Source organism: Kribbella jiaozuonensis, assembly GCF_005233875.1.
Taxonomy (GTDB): domain Bacteria; phylum Actinomycetota; class Actinomycetes; order Propionibacteriales; family Kribbellaceae; genus Kribbella; species Kribbella jiaozuonensis.
On sequence record NZ_SZPZ01000004.1, the window covers coordinates 805,943 to 821,273 of the forward strand.

Annotated in this window: 14 protein-coding genes; 4 read left to right on the forward strand and 10 right to left on the reverse strand. The window is 67.9% G+C overall.

Going from position 1 to position 15,331, the window contains the following annotated elements; translation table 11 throughout:
- Positions 1-15 precede the first annotated feature (15 nt).
- The gene (locus FDA38_RS29835; protein WP_137257440.1) at positions 16-453 is read right to left on the reverse strand and encodes a cupin domain-containing protein; all 438 of its coding nucleotides are present in this window, start codon (positions 451-453) and stop codon (positions 16-18) included.
- Between the two features lie 52 nt (positions 454-505).
- Here FDA38_RS29835 and FDA38_RS29840 point away from each other — a divergent pair, with 52 nt between their 5' ends.
- Positions 506-1,300, forward strand: a complete 795-nt coding sequence (locus tag FDA38_RS29840) for an SGNH/GDSL hydrolase family protein (RefSeq protein ID WP_202877898.1) — start codon at positions 506-508, stop codon at positions 1,298-1,300.
- The gene (locus FDA38_RS29845) at positions 1,297-1,875 is read left to right on the forward strand and encodes a GNAT family N-acetyltransferase (protein WP_233714996.1); all 579 of its coding nucleotides are present in this window, start codon (positions 1,297-1,299) and stop codon (positions 1,873-1,875) included. The genes FDA38_RS29840 and FDA38_RS29845 overlap by 4 nt, the downstream gene beginning before the upstream one ends.
- Here FDA38_RS29845 and FDA38_RS29850 read toward each other — a convergent pair.
- The 3 genes from FDA38_RS29850 to FDA38_RS29855 form a co-directional block, all read right to left on the reverse strand.
- Complete coding sequence (locus FDA38_RS29850; protein WP_170989918.1) at positions 1,872-2,660, reverse strand: GNAT family N-acetyltransferase; 789 nt, start codon at positions 2,658-2,660, stop codon at positions 1,872-1,874. The two genes, FDA38_RS29845 and FDA38_RS29850, sit on opposite strands and share 4 nt — an antisense overlap.
- Complete coding sequence (locus tag FDA38_RS42410) at positions 2,657-2,824, reverse strand: hypothetical protein (RefSeq protein WP_170989919.1); 168 nt, start codon at positions 2,822-2,824, stop codon at positions 2,657-2,659. Before FDA38_RS42410 ends, FDA38_RS29850 begins: the two co-directional genes overlap by 4 nt.
- Before the next feature lie 73 nt (positions 2,825-2,897).
- Positions 2,898-3,392: a MarR family winged helix-turn-helix transcriptional regulator gene (locus FDA38_RS29855; RefSeq protein ID WP_233714997.1), complete on the reverse strand. Its 495-nt coding sequence runs from the start codon at positions 3,390-3,392 to the stop codon at positions 2,898-2,900.
- Between the two features lie 66 nt (positions 3,393-3,458).
- On the opposite strand from FDA38_RS29855, the gene FDA38_RS29860 reads away from it, so the two are divergent.
- Positions 3,459-4,250 (forward strand): hypothetical protein, encoded by a 792-nt coding sequence (locus FDA38_RS29860; RefSeq protein WP_137257441.1) that lies wholly within the window; start codon positions 3,459-3,461, stop codon positions 4,248-4,250.
- Here the strand turns inward: FDA38_RS29860 and FDA38_RS29865 are convergent.
- Together FDA38_RS29865 and FDA38_RS29870 are read right to left on the reverse strand one after the other, a co-directional pair.
- Entirely contained in the window at positions 4,189-4,932 is a 744-nt protein-coding gene (locus tag FDA38_RS29865) for a YqjF family protein (RefSeq protein WP_233714998.1), read from the reverse strand. The two genes, FDA38_RS29860 and FDA38_RS29865, sit on opposite strands and share 62 nt — an antisense overlap.
- The gene (locus FDA38_RS29870; RefSeq protein ID WP_137257442.1) at positions 4,905-5,225 is read right to left on the reverse strand and encodes a hypothetical protein; all 321 of its coding nucleotides are present in this window, start codon (positions 5,223-5,225) and stop codon (positions 4,905-4,907) included. The genes FDA38_RS29865 and FDA38_RS29870 overlap by 28 nt, the downstream gene beginning before the upstream one ends.
- A gap of 59 nt (positions 5,226-5,284) precedes the next feature.
- Here FDA38_RS29870 and FDA38_RS29875 point away from each other — a divergent pair, with 59 nt between their 5' ends.
- Entirely contained in the window at positions 5,285-6,343 is a 1,059-nt protein-coding gene (locus FDA38_RS29875) for an epoxide hydrolase family protein (RefSeq protein ID WP_137257443.1), read from the forward strand.
- Here FDA38_RS29875 and FDA38_RS29880 read toward each other — a convergent pair.
- From FDA38_RS29880 to FDA38_RS29895, 4 genes are all read right to left on the reverse strand, one after another.
- Entirely contained in the window at positions 6,340-7,341 is a 1,002-nt protein-coding gene (locus tag FDA38_RS29880; RefSeq protein WP_137257444.1) for a sugar phosphate isomerase/epimerase family protein, read from the reverse strand. The two genes, FDA38_RS29875 and FDA38_RS29880, sit on opposite strands and share 4 nt — an antisense overlap.
- Positions 7,342-7,508: 167 nt before the next feature.
- Positions 7,509-12,890, reverse strand: a complete 5,382-nt coding sequence (locus tag FDA38_RS29885; protein WP_137257445.1) for a ThuA domain-containing protein — start codon at positions 12,888-12,890, stop codon at positions 7,509-7,511.
- 91 nt (positions 12,891-12,981) lie between these two features.
- The gene (xylA, locus tag FDA38_RS29890) at positions 12,982-14,142 is read right to left on the reverse strand and encodes a xylose isomerase (protein ID WP_137257446.1); all 1,161 of its coding nucleotides are present in this window, start codon (positions 14,140-14,142) and stop codon (positions 12,982-12,984) included.
- Positions 14,139-15,302, reverse strand: a complete 1,164-nt coding sequence (locus FDA38_RS29895; RefSeq protein WP_137257447.1) for a Gfo/Idh/MocA family protein — start codon at positions 15,300-15,302, stop codon at positions 14,139-14,141. Before FDA38_RS29895 ends, xylA begins: the two co-directional genes overlap by 4 nt.
- Positions 15,303-15,331 lie beyond the last annotated feature (29 nt).

Sequence of the window (15,331 nt, forward strand, 5' to 3'; positions counted from 1 at the left end):
GGGGAAGTATGACGTTTACTGGAACGGACAGCCCGGGTTGGGTGCGTCCTCGGACAGCGGCTTGCCGTGCGGGAGGACGTACAGCACCTCGAGCACGATCGGCTTCGAGCCGAGGTTCCGCCCGACGTGCACATGCCCGGGCCCGCTCGGCTCGGTGAACGCGGCGCCGGCGCGGTACACGCCGTCGGTCCTGCAGTCGTGGTCGGAGTGCGTCAGCGTGCCCGCCTTCACGAACGCGTAGAGCGTGCCGTCGTGGAAGTGCCAGCCGGTCGTACCGCCCGGCTGGATGGTGATCTCGCGCAGTACGTAGTCGGTCCGCCCGATCGTGCTCTGGGACAGGATCGTGCCGGTGACCCCCGACCCCGGTGTGGCGTCCGCCGCGGACGGGAGCAACCCGATCGCCAGTCCACCGCTGGCGACGGCCGTGAGGACTCCCCGTGTGAATCGGTGCATGAGAGCGACCTTTCCTGAAGCAGGTTTGTGGTAGGTCAACTATCGTGGTCCGGTGATCGCATCCGGCAGCCGGTACGTCGCCCTCGGTAGTTCGTTCGCGGCCGGACCGGGGATCAGCCCGATCGTGCACCCGCCGGCCGGCCGTTCGGGCAACAACTACGCACACCTGGTCGCCGCCGAACTCGGCCTCGACCTCACCGATGTGTCGTACTCCGGCGCAACCACCGCCCACCTGCTCGACACCCCGCAGGACGACGCGCCGCCGCAGCTCGAAGCGCTCACCCCGGACACCAAGCTCGTCACGATCACCGTCGGCGGCAACGACCTCGAGTACGTCGGAACGTTCCTGCGCGGGAGCTTCCTCAACACGATCGCGAAGCCCGCGACGATCTTCGGCCGCCGCGTCGCGAACCGGATCCGGGCGCGGGTCAGCTACCTCAAGGACGAAGCGTCGTACCAGGCCGTCGCGGACTCGTTGACGAAGGTGGTCGAGCAGGCGCAGGAGCGTTCGCCGGACGCGCGCATCCTGCTGGTCGACTACCTCAGCCTGGTCGGACGAGGCACGCGGCCGCGTCTCGACGTACCGCTGAACGAGGAGCAGCTGCCGAGCATCGCGATGATGGCAGACGGACTCGCCGGCGCGTTCGCGAAGGCCGCGGCGGCAACGGGTGCCGACCTGGTCACGGCTTCGGCGGCCAGCCGGGATCACGCGATCGGTTCGGCCGAGCCGTGGACAACCGGGTTCACGCTGCTGCCACCGACCCTCGGTGGCTTCGTTCCGTACCACCCGAATGCGGCGGGCATGCGCGGCGTCGCCGACCTCATCATCGAGGTACTCCGGACGTGAAGGTGCGTGAGGCAACCACCTCGGACGTCGACGCGGCGGTCGGCACGCTCACCCGCGCGTTGTTCGACTATCCGATGTCCCGGGCCTGCCTCGACCCGGACGGGTACGAGGAACGACTCACGCAGTACCACCGCTTGTTCGTCGAAGGTATCGGGCTGCCGCACGGGCGGATCTGGGTCACCGACGATGTGAGCGCGGTCGCGGTCTGGTTCCCGCCGGACATGCCGGCGGACGCGTTCGCACCACATGCAGCCGCGTTCGAGGAGGTCACCGGATCCCGCGCCGCGCTGAATGCGGAGTACGGCCAGGCGATCGGGATCTTCCATCCACGCGACCCGGTCTGGCTGCTCGCGCTCGCCGCGGTCGATCCCGATCACCAACGCCAGGGCCTCGGCCACGCGGTCATCGAGCCGGGTCTCGCCGCGTCCGACGCCGCCCACTCCCCCGCGTTCGTCGAGACCCAGGACCCAGCAAACGTTGGCTTCTACGAGTCCTTCGGCTTCACCACGATCGCCGAACTAGAGCTCCCCCACCACGGCCCGACCCACTACTCGATGTACCGCGCCGCCCGTTAGGCAGGCTTGTGCACGTACGGCGTGGTGGTGGTGACCGCCAGGAAGCCGAGCCGCTGCAGGATCGGCGAGCTGTCGTCCGACGCGTCGACATGCAGGTACTTGTAGCCGAGCGAGACCGCACGGGCTGCGCGGACCGCGACGAGCGCCTTGTAGATGCCCTTGCCGCGCCACTCGGCGAGCGTTGATCCGCCCCACAGACCGGTGAACTCGGTGCCCTTCTTGTACACGGCCCACGCGGCGGACACGACCTGACCGTCGACCTCGGCGACGAAAATGTCGGTGCCGGACGCATGCCGGCGTACCAGGTCGTCGGTGAGCCAGGACCAGTCGTCGTTCCAGACGGTCGACTCCATCGCCGCGATCCGCTCGAAGTCGGCGCGGTCGGAGACCAGGCGGATCGTCACGCCGTCCACCGAGTCGCGGCCGCGGAGGCGTTCGGCGATGTGGGCGCTCTCGGCGACAAGCACGGTCTCTTGCTCCTCGGGCTCGAACCCGGCGGCCCGCAGCCGATCCGGCAGGTCGGCGGGCTGGTCGTGGCCGCGCAGCTTCCACTCGACCGCCTGGCCCTTCGCCGCGAAGTAGTCCCGCTGGCGAGCGATCAGCGCGTCGATCTCGGCGCTGTCGAGACCGTCGAGCGTGCGGTAGCTGACGAACCCGCGGCTCGGGTACTCGACCCGGATCACCGGGCCGTCCAGGCTCGTCGGCACGTCCGCGCTCTCACTGGTACCGCGCAGTTGGTCGTCGTATACAGCAAGCAATTGCTCGCGCTTCGAGTCATCGGTCACGGAGCGACTCTGACACGCGATCGGATCACCCACCAACCACTCCTAGGGCTCTTCTCCGTACGACGACGCCGCGTACGGCCGACGCGCTCACTCAGGCCGTGCTTGTCGTCACGCTTGTCGTTGGCGAAGTGGCTGAGCGACACCATCAGGTTCAGCGGTTCCATCGGTCGGTCCTCCAGGGTCTTGGCGCTTACACCCATACGTCGGACCCGACCGGCCGGGATTGACATGCCGCAGCTAGGAATCTTTCTCAGTGACGAGAACCAGCTGCCGGAGCAGGTCGTCGAGCCGCGTGCGATCCGCGGCCGGCAGCTGGTGGATCAGCTCCTCCTCGACCTTGACGATCTGCCCGATCGCGCGTTCCCAGAGGTCGCTCCCGGTCGGCGTCAGCGTGGCGACGACCTTGCGCCGGTCGTCGCGGTCGTGCGCGCGCTCGATGAACCCACGCCGCTCCAGCGCATCCAGCCGATTGGTCAGCGCCGCTGCGGACATCCCGAGCTGCTTGGCCAAACCACCCGGCGTTTCGCGGTACGGCGTCCCGCCGCGGCGCAGCATGTGGAGCGTCTTGAACTCCCACAACTGCAGTCCGTACTCCGCGAGCACGGCCTCCCGCCGCCGCTCGAGGTACCGGGTCAGGACCTGCATGCGGACCGTGATCCCTTCGACGTCCGGATCCAGCCCGGGCAACTGACCGGTCCACAGGTCGACATGCGCATCCACAAAGTCCTTCACCCGACTAACTTTTCAGCCACTGAAGGTTAGTTGTCAAATATTTCGACATCGAAATACTCTCGGATCATGACTCAGCTAGCTGCCACCGCCGTCATCACCGCTGCCACCCACCTCATGCGTGCCGGCCAGTGGCCTGCCGCCAACGCCCTCCTCAACGCCGCCGAGCCCGCCGGCCCCGACGAACACCTGACCCTCGCGCTGGCCCGCGCTGAGGTGGCCGCTGACCAGGATTTCGCTCAGCAGACCGATCACGCGCCCGCCGCGATCGCCGCCGTCGAGGCAATCACCTCGGTCCCCTCCCCCGAGCAGTCCTGGGATCTCGCGATGCTGAAGCTCCGGAAGGACTATTCCACCGTCCTCTTCGGATCACGCGCCGACGACGGAGGGCTCGCGGAACGTGCGCAGCAGCTGATCGAGGAAGCTCCGGACGATGCCCGCCGGGGAGCGGTCGCCTTCTACGCCGGCGTGATGGCCGACAACGTCTACGAGCAGCCCCAGGAGGCGCTCGCGCACTACACGACGGCGTACCAGCTGGGTGAGAAATCCGGCGACGACCTGGTGATGTCCTACGCACTCCGGCATCTCGGCGACCACGCGCACACCGCAGGCGATCTCGTGCTGGCCAGACAGCACTGGGAACGGTCGACCGAGCTGCGTCAGAAGGTCGGTCACCTGCTCGGCGCGCTGGCCCAGCAGACCCTGCTCGCCGTACTCCTGCGCGACGAAGGCGACGCGGCCGGCTCACGCGCACTGGCGACCGAGGTCAACCGGTGGGCTGGTCAGGTCGACCTGAAGTTCATCGTCCGGGAGACAGCTGCCCTGATGGCAGACCAAACGCAGCCGGAACCCCAGCGCTGAAGGCGACATGATCCGGCGGGCGGCCGGGCGGGGTGAGGCCGACTGAGGTCAGCAGCGCGTCGGCGTTCAGTTCGGTGAGCGTCGCGGAGTGCAGGATCCACGGCGGATGCTCGTTGGGCAGATACCAAGTCCGTGCCGCCCGCTGGATGTGCAAACCCCAACGTGCGGTCAGGAAGTCTTCGAGCGCGCCGACTGGGATGCGCTCCCCCACCAAGATCCCAACGGCGGCCTCGATCCCGCGCAGTCTCGACGTGTAGCTGTGGCGGTCGCCGTCGCGGGTGTGGGTCATACGAGCCCACCGGTACGGGAGCCCGAAGACCGTCCGCGCCGCGGTGACCACGGCGAGCCGGTTCGCATCGAGGCTGAGGAACACCACCCCGCGCCGACCGGTCTCGTCGATCGAGTAGAGCCGGATGTTCGTCTCCAGGAACGAGCCGAAGTACGGCACACCCGGACCATGCGGCAGCCCGGTGTCGACCATCCGGAACGGCACGAGACCGACGTACGTGCGTCCCTCGAAGGTGTCCGGACGCGTGCCCGGCGGGAAGAACCGCGCGACCTCGGCCGGCTCGACCGCCCAGTGCAGGAACGTCAGGTCGAGCCACCGCTGCCGCAGGATCCGCGGTCGCCGCAGCGCCGGCGCCGCCGGCCAGGTCACTCCGCCGTCGGCCGGACCTCGCACCTCGGCCTGCCGTCGTTCAGCTCACACACGATGTACGCCGTACTCCCGGCCTCGGTCGGCTTCCACGGCATCACCGCATCGCCCGCGAGCAACGCATCCAGCGTCTGCAGTTCGGGGTCGCGCTGCTCGGCGTGATGGTGGTACCCCGCCGCCCCCAACGCCAACGCGATCGACATCCCGAGCAGATTGACCTCGTTCGCCCCGTCCGGGATGGTCGTCCCCTCCACCGGCTCCAGCTTGATGCCGTGGTCCGGGACCTCCACGATCTGCGCGGCGTACTTTCCAGCACTCATAGGCCGAGCGTAGCCGTAGCGGTCAGCCGCTGTCCGCTACGCCTTCTAGTGTCGGGCGTATGGAGTTTCGCGCAGAGGTACCGCAGCCAGAGCTGGACGAGTTGCAACGTCGCTTGGACACGGCGCGCTGGCCGGACCAGTTGCCGGACGTCGAATGGTCGTACGGCGTCGAACGCGAGCGGCTGCGGGAGGTTGCGGAGTACTGGCATACGGCGTACGACTGGCGGCGGTTCGAGAAGCGGCTCAACGCGCACCCGCAGTACGTGACCGAGCTCGACGGGCAGCGAGTGCACTATCTCCACACGAAGTCGTCGGGGATGCCGCTGCTTCTGCTGCACGGCTGGCCCGGAGCTGGCTCCGACTACCTAGAGCTGATCGAGCCGCTCTCGCAGGACTTCGACCTGGTGATTCCGACTATGCCCGGCTTCGGCTTCTCCGGACCGACCAGCGCGACCGGGTGGGGTGTGGAGCGGATCGCGCGGGCCTGGATGGGGTTGATGGAGGAGCTCGGGTACGAGCGGTACGGCGTGCACGGGTACGACTGGGGTGCGCGGATCGGGCCGGCGCTCGCGCGGATGGCCCCCGAGCGCGTGATCGGGCTGCACCTGGATGGCTACCTGGCGTTCCCGCAGGGCGAGCAGCTGACGGAGGACGAGCAGCAGCGGTTGGGCGGGCTGGACAGGTGGCAGGCGGGACGGTCCGGGTACGCCTCGATCCAGGGCACGCGGCCGCAGACGTTGGCCTACGCCCTGGTCGACTCCCCCATCGGTCAGCTGGCCTGGAACCTGGAGTGGTACGACGACTACGGCCACCGGATCGGTGCCATCAGCAACGACAAGATCCTGGACGGCGTGACGCTGACCTGGCTGACCGGGACCGTGGGCTCACAGGCCAGGCTGTACCGCGAAGGTCAGTCGTCGTGGAGCACAGAGGTCGAGTACTGCGCTGTGCCGACAGGGCTCGCGGTGTTCCCCAACGACAGCAGCGTTCGCAAGCTGGTCGAGCGCGAGTTCGATGTCGTGCATTACACCGAGTTCGACCGCGGTGGGCATTTCGCCGCGCTGGAGGCCCCCGAGTTGGTGATCGGGGACCTCCAGGATTTCTTCGGCAAGCTCTAGGACGAGAACGCCGCGTCGAAGGATGCGGTCGGGGCGTCGAAGGCGAGGGTGCGGACGAACTGGATCGCTTCGGCGGCGCCGACCAGGCGGTCCATGCCGGCGTCTTCCCACTCGATCGAGATCGGGCCGTCGTAGCCGATCGTGTTGAGCATCCGGAAGCACGCCTCCCACGGGACGTCCCCGTGGCCGGTCGAGACGAAGTCCCAGCCGCGGCGCGGGTCACCCCAGGCGAGGTGCGAGCCCATCCGCCCGTTGCGGCCGTTGCCGACCTGGCGCTTCGCGTCCTTGCAGTCGACGTGGTAGATCCGGTCCTTGAAGTCCCACAGGAAGCCGACCGGGTCCAGGTCCTGCCAGACGAAGTGCGACGGGTCCCAGTTCAGCCCGAAGGCCGGCCGGTGCCCGATCGCCTCGAGCGTCGCGGTCGTCGTCCAGTAGTCGTACGCGATCTCCGAAGGATGCACCTCGTGGGCGAACTTCACGCCCACCTCGTCGAACACATCCAGGATCGGGTTCCACCGGTCCGCGAAGTCCTGGTACCCGGCCTCGAGCATCGACGGCGGCACCGGCGGGAACATTGCGACCGTCTTCCAGATCGACGACCCGGTGAACCCGACCACCACATCGACCCCGAGTGCCCGTGCGGCCCGGGCAGTGGTCTTCATCTCCTCCGCCGCCCGCTGCCGGACGCCCTCCGGATCACCGTCGCCCCAGATGTGCGCAGGCAGGATCGCCTGGTGCCGCTGGTCGATCGGGTCGTCGCAGACCGCCTGCCCGAGCAAGTGGTTCGAGATCGTCCACACCTTCAGGTTGTTCTTCTCCAGGATGTCGAGACGATCCTGGACGTACGCCGGATCCTCGGCAGCACGCCGTACGTCGAGATGGTCGCCCCAGCAGGCGATCTCGAGTCCTTCGTAGCCCCACGAGGCCGCCAGCCGCGCCACCTCCTCGAACGGCAGGTCGGCCCACTGGCCGGTGAACAACGTGATCGGTCGAGCCATTCGTCTCTCCTTGTCGTGTTACTGCAGGGGTGTCCCCGGCGGCGTCCGGAGCGCGAGGCCGCCGCCGGGGACGGTCACCGTAGGACTCGCCGGGCCGTCGCCCGTCCGGGGCCGAACCAGCCGGGGCGGCGGCAGGTGTACGGCAGCGAGTTCCCACGGCGACGTCATTAGCCGAGCCGTGCCTTCAGGTCCTGACCGACCGCGGTCAGCAGGGTTCTGGCGGGCACGTCCCGGACCGTCCGGGCCTGGGCCAGGTACAGGTTGAGCGCCACCGCGGCGACCACCGACTGGTTGCGCTTGACGGCACGCTCGGCCAGGCCGAGCTGGATCTTCATCACCGTGGCGGTTGCCAACGGCACCTTTCCGGCGACCCGGTAGCGGTCGACCAGCTTGACCGCTTCGGGGTACGACGCGACGACGGTGAACGGGACGTTCTTCACCGAGGTGTTCCCGGCCTTGTCGGTTGCCGTCGCCGTCAGCGTGTGTGCGCCGAGCCCCAGCACCACGCCGTCGAGACTGCCCGTGGTCGCCTTACCGTCCAAGGTCATCAGCACAGACCCTGGTCCGGAGAGCGCGTCCGCGGCGGTCGCCGTCACCGACGCGGTCGACGCGACGCCCAGCACCGCAGGTAAGCCGGCGACTGTTGCTGTCGGCGGCGTCTGGTCGAGCTTCACCGTTACCGTCGCCGGCTCCGACACGTTTCCGGCCGTGTCACTGGCGCGGACCGACAACGTGTGGGTGCCGTCGGCCGACAAGGTGATCGGCGCTGTGTACTCGGACCAGTTGCCGTCGCCAACCTTCTGCTCCAGATACACCTGACCAGCTTGATCATCCGTCCCCATGGCAGTCGCCGTCACAGGACTTGTCCACCACCCTGCTTGTCCCGACGGAGTGGATGGGTTGAGCGACAGGTTGACGGTCGGCGCCGTCGTGTCGGTGACTCGCTTGAAGTACTCGAACTTCGCCGTCTTCGAAGCCGCCTGGTCGACACCGAAAGCGTAGATGCCGAACTTCGCATTGGCGAGTGCCGTGTTGGTGACAGGTGGCAGCGCCGTCCAGGTTGTGCCGTCCGAGCTGTAGGAGCCGGTGTAGGTCGAGCCGGTCTTGGACAGCCGGAGGTACCAAACACCCTGAGACGGGCTCGGGGCGTTGGGCTGCGGAGACTGGACCACATCGGCCACTTCGCTGCGGAGTTCGATGCCGCGAGCAACGGTCGAACCCGCCGGGTTGGTGGTGAGGTAGTCGAGTTTCACGTAGTTCGCATCGTCGGCGTAGACCATCAGACCCGCCTGCTGGAAGGCCTCGTCGAACGTCGAGGCGTCCACCTTGGTCTCGATCGTCCAGTCGCCGTCGGGCGCCGGCTGGAGCATGAGGTTGCGCGGGTTCGTCGCCGTACCGCCGTAGATGTCTCCCTTGCTGGTCTCGATCTCCAGCCCGCCACCAGCGACTCGGTAGGCGGCCGGATCCGGGCGTACGACGTCCGTCCAGCGGCATGCGTCGAGAGCCGTCCCGGTGAACTCGTCGTCCGGGGTCGGCTGCTCGGCGGTGTCGTCGGGCGTGATCGAGAAGTAGTCGAACGACGCCGCGATCGGCAACGCCTCGGTCCGGTTGGCCAGTCCGAACAGACCGATCCGCGGGTTGGTGGTCCCGGCGAGCTGCTTCGTCTCCGGCATCTCGGTGAAGGTCGCGCCGTCCGCGCTGTACGCCGCCTTCAGGTTCGCGCCGTCCGACGTGAACCGCGCCCAGACCGTATCCGGATAGTCGGCGCCGAGGTTGGCCGTGTTCGACGCGGCCACCTCGTTCGGTACGCCGTTCTCCTCGCGGATGAACTGGAAGATCCGGTCGGCGGCCGACGGCGCGCCGGTGGATCGTCCCTGGATCACCATCTTGGCGTAGTTGTCGTCGTCGCCGTACACGATCAATCCGGCCTGCTGGTACGCCAGCCGGGCCGGCAGGGTCACCTTCGTGGTCGCCGACCAGGCACCTGCGGGGAGCGGTTGCAGGACGAGGTTCGGAGTACCGGTGTTGCCGGTGCCGTAGATATCCGTTGCCGTCAACGGGATCGACAACGCGCCGTTCCCGACCGACAGCTCTTGGTTGCCGCGGACAACTGACGACCAGCGGGCCGTGTCGAGTGCCGTGCCGTCGAAGCCGTCGGAGCGGCCGGTCAGGCAGGTCGGGGCCGATGGCGAGTCGACTGTTATGTCGACCTTTGCGGTGCCAACGGCTCCGCGCGAATCCGTGACCGTCGCCGTCACCGTGTGCTTGCCCGGGACCGTGAACGTGTGGGACGCAGTCGCGCCGGTGGCCGTGCCCCCGTCGCCGAAGCTCCACGCGTACGTGAGCGGGAGATCGCCCTCGGGATCCGTCGCAGCAGCTGTGAAGTCGACTGCCAAAGGCGCCTTGCCCTGGGTCGCCGATGCCGTCACCGTCACTGCCGGGCGCTGGTTCTCCGTCACGCCCTTGCCGATGAACTTGACCCAGTTGACGTTCAGCTGGCCGGTCGTCTTCACGAAGTACAGCGGCCCACTGTCCAGCGACGCACCGCTGACGTCACCGGTGAAGTCGCCGTACGTCTGCCATCCGCCGGTCGGCGACACCTGGATGGTGGCAACGACCGGACCGTCCGTCGGCGACCCCTGTCGGACCTGAACCGTCGCACCCGCGTCGGGTGAGGCAGCACGCAGCTGGAGCTGGTTGATGTTGGTCAGGTTGGTCGGCTTCCAGCCCCACCAGTCACCGTCCTCGATGAACCCGATGTTCTTGCCACCGCCCGCGGTGTCACCGGTGTCCTCGACCTGTACGCCGGGCGCCGAGCCAGGCCCACCGGTCTCGTTGAAGAACTCCGCCTCGCGGGTCTTCGGCTGCAGCTGGACCACCTTCTGGCTGGTGATCTTGCCCGTCCCCGGCGCGCCCTTGTCCGTGTAGGTCACGGTGACGATGCCGAAGATGTTCGCGCCGACATGGCCCTGGTCGCCCGGCAACGGGAACTCGCCCTCGCAGCCGTGGTACTGCTCGTACGGATGCGCGTGCTCGTCGTGCCCGAGCGCCGGCTGGGTGATCACGTCATTGCAGTCGATCACGCCGTCCTCGGGGTCGGTGACCGTCACCTTGTAATGGATCGTGTCGCCGAAGTCGAAGAACCCGCCGTCGACGGGAGCCTGCACGGTGATCGTCGGCGCGGTGTTCCCGGCCGTGATCGTCCGGTTGGAAACCGCAGTACGGCCGTCCGGATCGGTCACGGTCAACCGGGCCGTGAACACGCCCGCGGTCGCATAGGTGTACGACGGTTTGGCGTCGGTGCTGTCCGTCGTACCGTTGCCGTCGAAGTCCCACGCCAACGTGACCGGTTGCCCGTCCGGATCTCGCGAGCCGGTCGAGTCGAACGCCACTGTCAACGGCACCGGGCCGGACGTCTTGTCGGTCGTGAACTGCGCGATCGGCGCCCGATTCCCTTGCACGTAGTCGATCCGGTAAACACCGGAGTCGGCGTTGTTGCCGCCGAACCCGCTCCCCCACTCGATCACGTACAACGCGCCGTCCGGTCCGAACTGCAGCGCGTGTGGCCGGATGAAGTTCATCTTCTGCAACATCCGTGAGACGTCGGCGATGCCGGTGCGATCGTCGTTCAGCTGCACCGAGAACAGGCGGCTGTCGTTCCAGTCCGCCCATACCGCCTTGCCGTCGAAGTACGCCGGCCACTTGCGATCCGACGGGTTCGCGGCGTCGTACTTGTAGGCGCCACTGGTCATCGGCGCGCCGCTGCCGCCGATCTCCGGTACGCCGGTCGTCGACTTGCCCTGCCACATCGTCGCCGGGATCGCGGCCGGCAGCTGCGTCAGCCCGGTGTTGTTCGGCGACTCGTTGACCGGCGCGTTGCAGTTGAACGTCGCTCCCGACGTACCAGTCGCGAAGTCGTAGTCGTTGTACGGCGTGTTCGCGCCGACGCAGTACGGCCAGCCGTAGAAGCCAGGCTGGGTGAGGATGTTCCACTCGACGCGACCGTCCGGACCACGCGTCGGCGACACCGCACCGGCGTCGGGCCCATAGTCGGCCACGAAGAGGTGATTGGTCGTCGGGTCGATCCCGATCCGGAACGGGTTGCGGAAGCCCATCGCGTAGATCTCGGGCCGTGTCTTCGCCGTACCCGGAGGGAACAGGTTCCCGGCCGGGATCGTGTACGAGCCGTCCGCTTCCGGATGGATCCGTAGGACCTTGCCGTTCAACACGTTGCTGTTGGCCGCGGACCGCTGCGAGTCCCACGCGGCCCGGCCGGCCCGCTCGTCCAGCGGCGCGTAGCCGTCGGAGTCGAACGGGTTGCTGTTGTCGCCAGTGGCAACAAACAAGTTGCCGTTGCCATCGAACTCCAGCGCGCCACCCGCGTGGCAACACTGGTCGCGCTGAGTGTCGACCCGGAGTACCTGCTGCTCGCTCGCGAGGTCGAGGGTGTCACCAGTCACCTTGAACCGCGAGACCCGGTCGAACGGCTCAGCGCTCACCGGCGAGTAGTAGAGGTACAGGAATCCGTTCTGGGCGAAGGCAGGATCCAGAGCGATGCCGAGAAGCCCGAACTCCTGGCCTGTATAGACATCCAGCGTCCCAGCGGTAACCACCGAACCGTCGGTCTTGATGATCTTTACCGCGCCGTTCCGGTCGATGTAGAACACCCGGCCGTCCTCGGCGATGGACAACTCCATCGGGTTCGAGGTGTCGTCGTCCAGCGTGACCTTCTCGTAGCTGTCGCTCAGCGACGCACCGCAGTCCGCCGGCTCGACACCTGCCGCGGTCTTGATACCGCCGAGCAGTTGCTTGCGGAACGTCGGGTCGGCGTACGACTCGATCGTGTGGCCCATGCCCGTGTACCAGGCACGGCCGCCGTCGTAGTCCTGGCACCAGGTGATCGGGTGCTCGGGTCCCATGTTGCCGCCCGTGTACGACGACTCGTCGAGCGAGGCGAGCACGTGGACCGTGCCGCGGGGATTGGTCCGGTAGTTGTACCACTCGTCGGTGCGCTGCCACAGCGTCGGCGCATCGGCGGTGGACGGATGGGCGTGATCCTCTACCTTCACCGTCGCGGTCGGCGTGCCGGCGGGGTGGCTGTCGAAGTAGCTGCCGACGAGCTGGCCGTACCAGGGCCAGTCGTACTCAGTGTCGGACGCGGCGTGGATACCGGCGTACCCGCCACCGCCGCGGATGTACCGCTCGAAGGCGGCCTGCTGGTCCGCGTTCAGGACGTCGCCGGTCGTGGACAGCCAGATGACGACCTCGTACTTCGCCAACTCGGTGTCGTTGAACATCGACGCGTCCTCCGTCGCGGTGACGGTGAAGCCGTTCTCGGTGGCCAGGTCCTTGATCGCCTGGATCCCGGCCGGGATCGAGTCGTGCCGGAACCCTGCGGTCTTGCTGAAGATCAGGGCGTTGAACGTCTCGTCACCGTGCCCGGGATGGGCCCGGGCGGGCAGTGTCATTCCTAGGGGCGACAACAAAGCCGCGATCAGGGCGAGCACGAGAAGGCACACCAACGTGCCAGGTCTGCGTAGCTGGATCATGCGGAGCTCCTCATGGGGACGGACAAGGGGTGCGCGCTCCATCACTACGAATCCCGTGCTCTGCCCTGCGCGGGACTACTTACCGGCTAGCTCAACGGACGCCGAGCAGGTGCTCCATCGCCAGCTGGTCCAGCCGTTCGAACCCGAGACCGCGCTCGGCCAGCGCGTCCGGGTCGTACTTCGCGGCGCGGAGATCGGCCAGCGACTCACCCTCGGCCAGGGTGGGCTCTGACAACTCCGCGACCCGTGCGGCGGCGAGTGCCTCCGCAACCTCGGGGTCGGCACGGAACGCCTGGACCTTCTCGCGAAGGATCAGATAGTTCCGCATACAGCCCCGCGCGGTCTCCCAGACGCCTTCCTCGTCCTCGGTCCGCGGCGGCTTGTAGTCGAAGTGGATGTGGCCCTCGTACGCCGGGTAGCTGCCGGAACCCTGCAGGACGTCGACCGTCCAGAAGGCCTCCCGCAGGTTGCCGGCACCGAACCGCAGGTCCTGGTCGAACCGCGGACCGTGCTGCCCGTTGAGGTCGATGTGGTACAGCTTCCCGTGCCACAACGCCTGCGCGATCCCGTGCGCGTAGTTCAGGCTGGCCATCTGCTCGTGGCCGACCTCGGGGTTGATGCCGACCAGCTCGGGATCGGCCAGGTCGTTGATGAAGGCGATCGCGTGGCCGATCGACGGCAGCAGGATGTCACCGCGCGGCTCGTTCGGCTTCGGCTCGATCGCGAACCGGATGTTGTAGCCCTGCTCCCGGACGTACGCGCAGAGCAGGTCCATCGACTCCTTGTACCGGTCGAGCGCGGCCCGGACGTCCTTCGAGCCGCCCGACTCAGCGCCTTCACGACCGCCCCAGAGCACGTACGTCGTCGCGCCCAGCTCGGCGGCGAGGTCGACGTTACGAAGCACCTTGGCCAGCGCGTACCGCCGTACCTGCCGGTCGTTGGCGGTCAGGCCGCCGTCCTTGAAGACCGGGTGGGCGAACAGGTTGGTGGTCATCATCTCGACGGCCATGCCGGTGTCGGCCAGCGCCTTCTGGAACCGGTCCAGCGTCTGCTTGCGGGTGGCGTCGTCGGGGACGACGTCGTCGTCGTGGAACGTGACCGCCGCGGCGCCCAGTTCGGCGAGCTTCTCGACCGCGTGGACCGGGTCCATCGCGGGGCGGACCGCCGTACCGAACACGTCGACGCCCTGCCAGCCGACGGTCCACAGACCGAAGGAGAACTTGTCGTCCTTGGTCGGGGTGTAGCTATTCATTGCGGAATCTCCTGCCATTGTCGTGACGTCGAGCTGGTCTCGACCGCGGCCAGCACTCGCTGGACCTGCAGCCCGTCGGCGAACGACGGGGCCGGATCGACTCCTTCGGCGATCGCGGTGACCAGGTCGACGACCTGATGGGTGAACCCGTGCTCGTAGCCGAGCAGGTGGCCCGGCGGCCACCACGCGGCGACGTACGGGTGGGCGGGTTCGGTCGCGAGGATGCGGCGGAAACCGGCCGTCCTCGAGTCTTCGGTGGCGTCGTAGTAGTGCAGGAGATTCATGTCCTCGAAGTCGAACGCCAGACTGCCGAGGCTTCCGTTGATCTCGATCCGGATCGCGTTCTTGCGACCGGTGGCGAACCGCGTCGCCTCGAACACGCCCAGCGCGCCGGACCGGAACGTGGCCAGGAACACGGCCGCGTCGTCGACCGTGACCGGTCCGCGCTCGGTCCCCGCCGTACCGGCCAGACCGGAGTGCTCGGCCGCGACCGGGCGCTCCTTGACGAACGTCTCCAGCCGCGCGCTGACCTCGCCGATCGTGTCACCGGTGATGTACTGCGTCATGTCGATGATGTGAGCGCCGATGTCGCCGAGTGCGCCGGAGCCGGCCTTGGACTTGTCCAGCCGCCAGGACAGCGGCGCCTCCGGGTCGGCGATCCAGTCCTGCAGGTACTGCGCGCGGACGTGCCGGATCGTCCCGAGCTTGCCCTCGGCAACGAGCTGGCGGGCCAGCGCGATCGCCGGCACCCGGCGGTAGGTGAACCCGACCATCGACCTGATCCCCTTGGCCCTGGCCGCCTCCGCCGCGGCGGTCATCGCCTCGGCCTCCTCGACCGTGTTGGCCAGCGGCTTCTCGCACAGGACGTGCTTGCCGGCCTCCAGGGCTGCGATCGCGATCTCGGCGTGGCTGTCGCCCGGCGTACACACGTCGACCAGCTGGACGTCGTCGCGGCCGAGCAGCTTGCGCCAGTCGGTCTCGGTGTCCTTCCAGCCGAGTTTCGTCGCGGCCGCCTGCACAGCCTCGGCGTTGCGGCCGCAGAGCACGTTCATGGCGGGGTCCAGCGGCAGGTCGAAGAAGCGCGGCGCGCTCCGCCAGGCCTGCGAATGGGCCGCACCCATGAACGCGTAGCCGATCAGGCCGATGCCCAGGTTCGTCATAGCTCTCCTCTTAGCTCTCGCGGTGTTGA

Bases quoted from the DNA above. Each gene is read 5' to 3' on its own strand.
- FDA38_RS29895 (WP_137257447.1), bottom strand. From the start codon at position 15,302: ATGACGAACCTGGGCATCGGCCTGATCGGCTACGCGTTCATGGGTGCG.
- FDA38_RS29885 (WP_137257445.1), bottom strand. From the start codon at position 12,890: ATGATCCAGCTACGCAGACCTGGCACGTTGGTGTGCCTTCTCGTGCTC.
- FDA38_RS29835 (WP_137257440.1), bottom strand. From the start codon at position 453: ATGCACCGATTCACACGGGGAGTCCTCACGGCCGTCGCCAGCGGTGGA.
- FDA38_RS29875 (WP_137257443.1), top strand. From the start codon at position 5,285: ATGGAGTTTCGCGCAGAGGTACCGCAGCCAGAGCTGGACGAGTTGCAA.
- FDA38_RS29870 (WP_137257442.1), bottom strand. From the start codon at position 5,225: ATGAGTGCTGGAAAGTACGCCGCGCAGATCGTGGAGGTCCCGGACCAC.
- FDA38_RS42410 (WP_170989919.1), bottom strand. From the start codon at position 2,824: ATGGAACCGCTGAACCTGATGGTGTCGCTCAGCCACTTCGCCAACGAC.
- FDA38_RS29880 (WP_137257444.1), bottom strand. From the start codon at position 7,341: ATGGCTCGACCGATCACGTTGTTCACCGGCCAGTGGGCCGACCTGCCG.
- xylA (WP_137257446.1), bottom strand. From the start codon at position 14,142: ATGAATAGCTACACCCCGACCAAGGACGACAAGTTCTCCTTCGGTCTG.
- FDA38_RS29860 (WP_137257441.1), top strand. From the start codon at position 3,459: ATGACTCAGCTAGCTGCCACCGCCGTCATCACCGCTGCCACCCACCTC.